Annotated in this window: 1 protein-coding gene; it reads left to right on the top strand. The window is 44.9% G+C overall.

Features of this window, described 5'->3' with window-relative positions; translation table 11 throughout:
* On the top strand, positions 1–303 hold a 303-nt coding region (locus tag G9H60_RS13755), incomplete at both ends, for a hypothetical protein (RefSeq protein WP_223144523.1).

The following is a 303-nucleotide window of genomic DNA, read 5'->3' on the forward strand; positions in this document are numbered from 1 at the left end:
ACAACCCAGTAAGTACTTCTGGACAAACCGTTACTTGGACTAAGTCTGATGCTAATGGTAGTTTTGCTACAGCTACTTCGACTACCAATGCAAGTGGTGTGGCAACAGTCGTATTCACCACACATACTGTAGCAGGAACTTCAACTACAGTTACAGGTACTACTTCAGCTATCACTGGTACTTCGTCTACCATTACGACAGTAGCTGGTACGGCTAGTAAATATTTGGTTACCTCTTCATCTTCATCTCCTGTGGCTGGGGCTACAGTAACCATCACCGCTCAATTGGCGGATGCTAACAACA

The organism is Aquirufa aurantiipilula (assembly GCF_019923745.1).
In the GTDB taxonomy this organism is placed as follows: Bacteria; Bacteroidota; Bacteroidia; order Cytophagales; family Spirosomataceae; genus Aquirufa; species Aquirufa aurantiipilula.